Genomic DNA, 3,419 nt, shown 5'->3' with positions numbered 1-3,419 from the left:
GGCCCGGGGCCCGCCTGCTCCCCGGCCGTGCGGGCCCCGGGCCCGAGCGCGCTCAGTCGTCGTCGCGTCCCAGGTGGACCGAGACGGTCTCGTCCTCGCGGGACACGTGCACCGTCCAGGGGCGGCAGCACACCGGACAGTCCTCGATGTACGTCTCCGAGCTGGCACCAAGGGGGTCCACTTCGACCTCCACTTCCTCACCGCAGTAGGGGCACAGCTGGAAGGTGGCGTCCGCGAAGGGTTGCATGAGGTGCCTCCTCGCTTCTGGAGCGGGCGTATGCATCGCGGACTGAGCGTCCGCGATTTCAGACGGTAGACTGTCGGACCATGGCGCCTCCTTCCCGCAATCGCATCGGAGAAATCCTCGTCAAGGCCCGCGTCATTGACGACCTGCAGCTGCGCAGCGCGCTGGCCACGCAGGACCAGTGGGGCGGGCGGCTGTCGCGCATCGTCGCGGACATGGGCCTGGCCACCGACGAAGTCATCGCCGAGGCCATCTGCCAGGGCATGGGCATGCAGCGCGTGCAGCTGGGCAACATCACCCGGGACGCGGGCGCGCTCGCGCGGGTGGACGTGAGCCTGGCGGAGCAGAAGGGCATCTTCCCGGTGGGCCTGCGCGACAACGGCAAGACGCTGGTGCTGGCCATGGCGGACCCGTCGGACCTGGCCACCATCGACCAGGTGGCGGCCAGGAGCCGCGCCCGTGTGGTGGTCATGGTGGCGAGCGAGCGCGAAATCCAGCACGCCATCCTCCGCCACTACCGGAACCAGGAGCCCGTCTCGAGCACGCGCTACGCCGGCCCCCGGCCTCAGTCCACCAGCACCGAGTCCCTGGACCAGGGAGACGACGACGACTTCAAGGTCGTCGACATGAGCGGCAAGACGGTGGTGAAGCGCATCGCGGACATCGTCCCGCCGGAGTCGCCCGCCGCCCCGGCCGTGCGCGCCGCGGAGAAGCCGGCCCCGCCCGTGCCCGGCGGCTCCAGCGCCGCGGACATCCTCGACGAAATCCTCGCTGGCGGCACGCCCACGTCCGAGTGGACGGAGGAGGACCTGCAGCGGCTCCAGACGGTGCAGCAGAACCAGGAGAAGAGCTCCAAGATTCTGCGCGCCCTGCTGGAGCTGCTCCTGGAGAAGGGCCAGCTCCAGCAGAGGGAGCTGGCCGCGCGGATGCGCGTGTAGCCGCAAGCCTTGCGTCCGCGCGCAAGCCCTGCGCGCGTGTCGCCCGCGGCCCTCCCCTTCAGCGGACTTCCTGGAGCTCGCGCCCGGTGAGGCCCAGCAGGTGGAGGATGGCGTCCAGGCCGCTGGCGGAGATGGACGTGTCCGCCGCCTCGCGCAGCCGGGGCTTGGCGCGGAAGGCGATGCCCAGCCCGGCGCGCTCCAGCATCAGCAAATCATTGGCGCCGTCGCCCACGGCGATGACCTGGTCCAGCAGGATGCCCTCCGACTGGGCGAGCGACTCCAGCAGCTCCGCCTTGCGGCGCGCGTTGACGATGGGCCCCACGGTGCGGCCGGTGAGCTTGCCGTCCTGCTCCTCCAGGACGTTGGAGTAAGCGTGGTCGATGCCGAGCCTCGCCTTGAGGGCCTCGGCCGCCACGGAGAAGCCGCCGCTGATGACGGCGGTGCGAAAGCCCAGGCGCTTGAGGACGCGGATGAGCGTCTCCGCGCCTTCCGTCAGCGGCAGGTTCGCGGCGATGCGGCGCAGCACCGCCACGTCCAGCCCGGCCAGCAGCGCCACGCGCTGGCGCAGGGACTCGTCGTAGTCCATCTCCCCGTGCATGGCGCGCTCGGTGATTTTCGCCACCTGCTCGCCCACGCCGTGCGCGCGCGCCAGCTCGTCGATGACCTCAATCGTGATGAGCGTGGAGTCCATGTCCATCACCACCATCCGCTTGCTGCGGCGGAAGAGGCTCTCGCGCTGCAGGGCCACGTCGAAGGACGTGGCCTGCATGGACAGCTCCAGCAGCGAGCGCTTGAGCGCGTCGGACGCCTGGGCGCGCGGCAGGGTGATGTGGATTTCCACCGAGCCCAGGTGCGTCTCCGTCAGGCGCGTAATCCGCTCGATGTTGGCGCCGTGCTCGGCGAGCCGGGCGGCCACGGCATGCAGCTCGCGGGCGCCCAGCGCGCGGCCCACCGCGGTGACGACGTAGCGCTGGGGGCCGGTGGCCTCCGGCTCGGACGCGGGCGGGTCCATGACCTGGAAGTCCAGCTCCACGCCCAGCTCCCTGGCGGCGAAGAGCAGCTCCTTGAGGACACCGCGCGCCTCGGGCAGGCGCACCAGCAGGCAGAGGGTGAGCCGGCCATGCACCACCACCTGCTCCACGTCGAGCAGCTCCGCGCCGGCCTCGGCGAGCAGGCCGGTGAGGCGGGAGGTGATGCCGGGCTGGTCCTTCCCGGTAACGGTGACGAGCACGCAGTCTGACGGGCGGGCAATCATGGGTGCCCGTCAGTGTGTCAGCCCCGCCCGCGCGCGGGCGAGCCCGGAATGCACCGGGCCCCGCCAGACTGTCTCACCTCACTCCTTCGGAGCGTCCGTGGAGAGGATGAGGTCGCCCCGGGCGAGGAACTCCTTGTCCGGGAAGGCCTTGTAGAAGTCCTCGAGCATGGCGTCCACGTCGGGGTAGCGCTGCTCGCGCTTGTCCTGGGTGGCCTTGTCGAAGAGCTGGTCCAGGCCGCTGGGGGCCTCGGGGTTGACCTCGGAGGGCAGCGGCGAGCGGCGCCCCGGAATCTGCCCGGTGAGCATCTCGTAGAGGAGGATGCCCAGGCCGTAGACGTCCGCGGCGGGGCCCGGCTCCTTGGCGCCCCGGTTCATCAGCTCCGGCGCCATATAGGACATGCCGCCGGTGCCCACGAAGACCTGGGGCATGCCCTTGGTGGCGTCCACCTCCACCACGCGGCCCAGGCCGAAGTCGGCCAGCTTCGCGTTGCCGTACGCGTCGAAGAGGACGTTCTCCGGCTTGAGGTTGTGGTGGGTGAGGCCGGCGGCGTGCGCGGCCCGCATGCCGTAGGCCATCTGCAGGAAGGCGCGCAGCGCGAAGGGCACCGGCACGCCGTTGCCACCGCCCGCGTCGAGCCGCTCCCTCAGGCTGCCCTGCATGAGCTCCAGCACGAAGTACGGCCGGGCCGCGTCCACGTTCTGGTCCACCACCTGGACGATGCCCGGGTGGCGCACCTGCGCCTGGGCGCACAGCTCCTTCTTCAGCCGCTTGAGGACCTCTCCGCGCTGGAGGAAGGAAAAGTAGCCGAAGATGTCCTTCAGCTCCTTGAGGCAGATGTCCATGCCCAGCGCCGTGAAGCGCCCCTTGAAGACGGTGCCCAGGGGCCCGGTGCCGATGGGGTCGAACTTCTGGTAGCGCAGGTCCAGCTCCGCGCCCTTGGAGGCAGGGGCGGCGGCCGGCGCGGCGGCGGGAGCGGGAGCG

At 70.9% G+C, this 3,419-nt stretch carries 4 protein-coding genes; 1 reads left to right on the top strand and 3 read right to left on the bottom strand.

What is annotated here, in order from left to right:
- Positions 1-52 precede the first annotated feature (52 nt).
- Positions 53-247 (bottom strand): CPXCG motif-containing cysteine-rich protein, encoded by a 195-nt coding sequence (locus tag HG543_RS52605; RefSeq protein WP_169352514.1) that lies wholly within the window; start codon positions 245-247, stop codon positions 53-55.
- Between the two features lie 80 nt (positions 248-327).
- On the opposite strand from HG543_RS52605, the gene HG543_RS52600 reads away from it, so the two are divergent.
- Positions 328-1,182 (top strand): GspE/PulE/PilB domain-containing protein, encoded by an 855-nt coding sequence (locus HG543_RS52600; protein WP_169352513.1) that lies wholly within the window; start codon positions 328-330, stop codon positions 1,180-1,182.
- 58 nt (positions 1,183-1,240) lie between these two features.
- Here HG543_RS52600 and serB read toward each other — a convergent pair whose 3' ends face one another.
- Both serB and HG543_RS52590 read right to left on the bottom strand, forming a co-directional pair.
- The gene (gene serB / locus HG543_RS52595) at positions 1,241-2,437 is read right to left on the bottom strand and encodes a phosphoserine phosphatase SerB (RefSeq protein WP_169352512.1); all 1,197 of its coding nucleotides are present in this window, start codon (positions 2,435-2,437) and stop codon (positions 1,241-1,243) included.
- Positions 2,438-2,515: 78 nt separating this feature from the next.
- Positions 2,516-3,419, bottom strand: a 904-nt coding sequence (locus tag HG543_RS52590) for a serine/threonine-protein kinase (protein WP_169352511.1), incomplete at its 5' end; no start/stop codon positions are given.

Source organism: Pyxidicoccus fallax (genome assembly GCF_012933655.1).
In the GTDB taxonomy this organism is placed as follows: domain Bacteria; phylum Myxococcota; class Myxococcia; order Myxococcales; family Myxococcaceae; genus Myxococcus; species Myxococcus fallax.
This window is presented reverse-complemented; position numbering and strand designations above follow the sequence as displayed.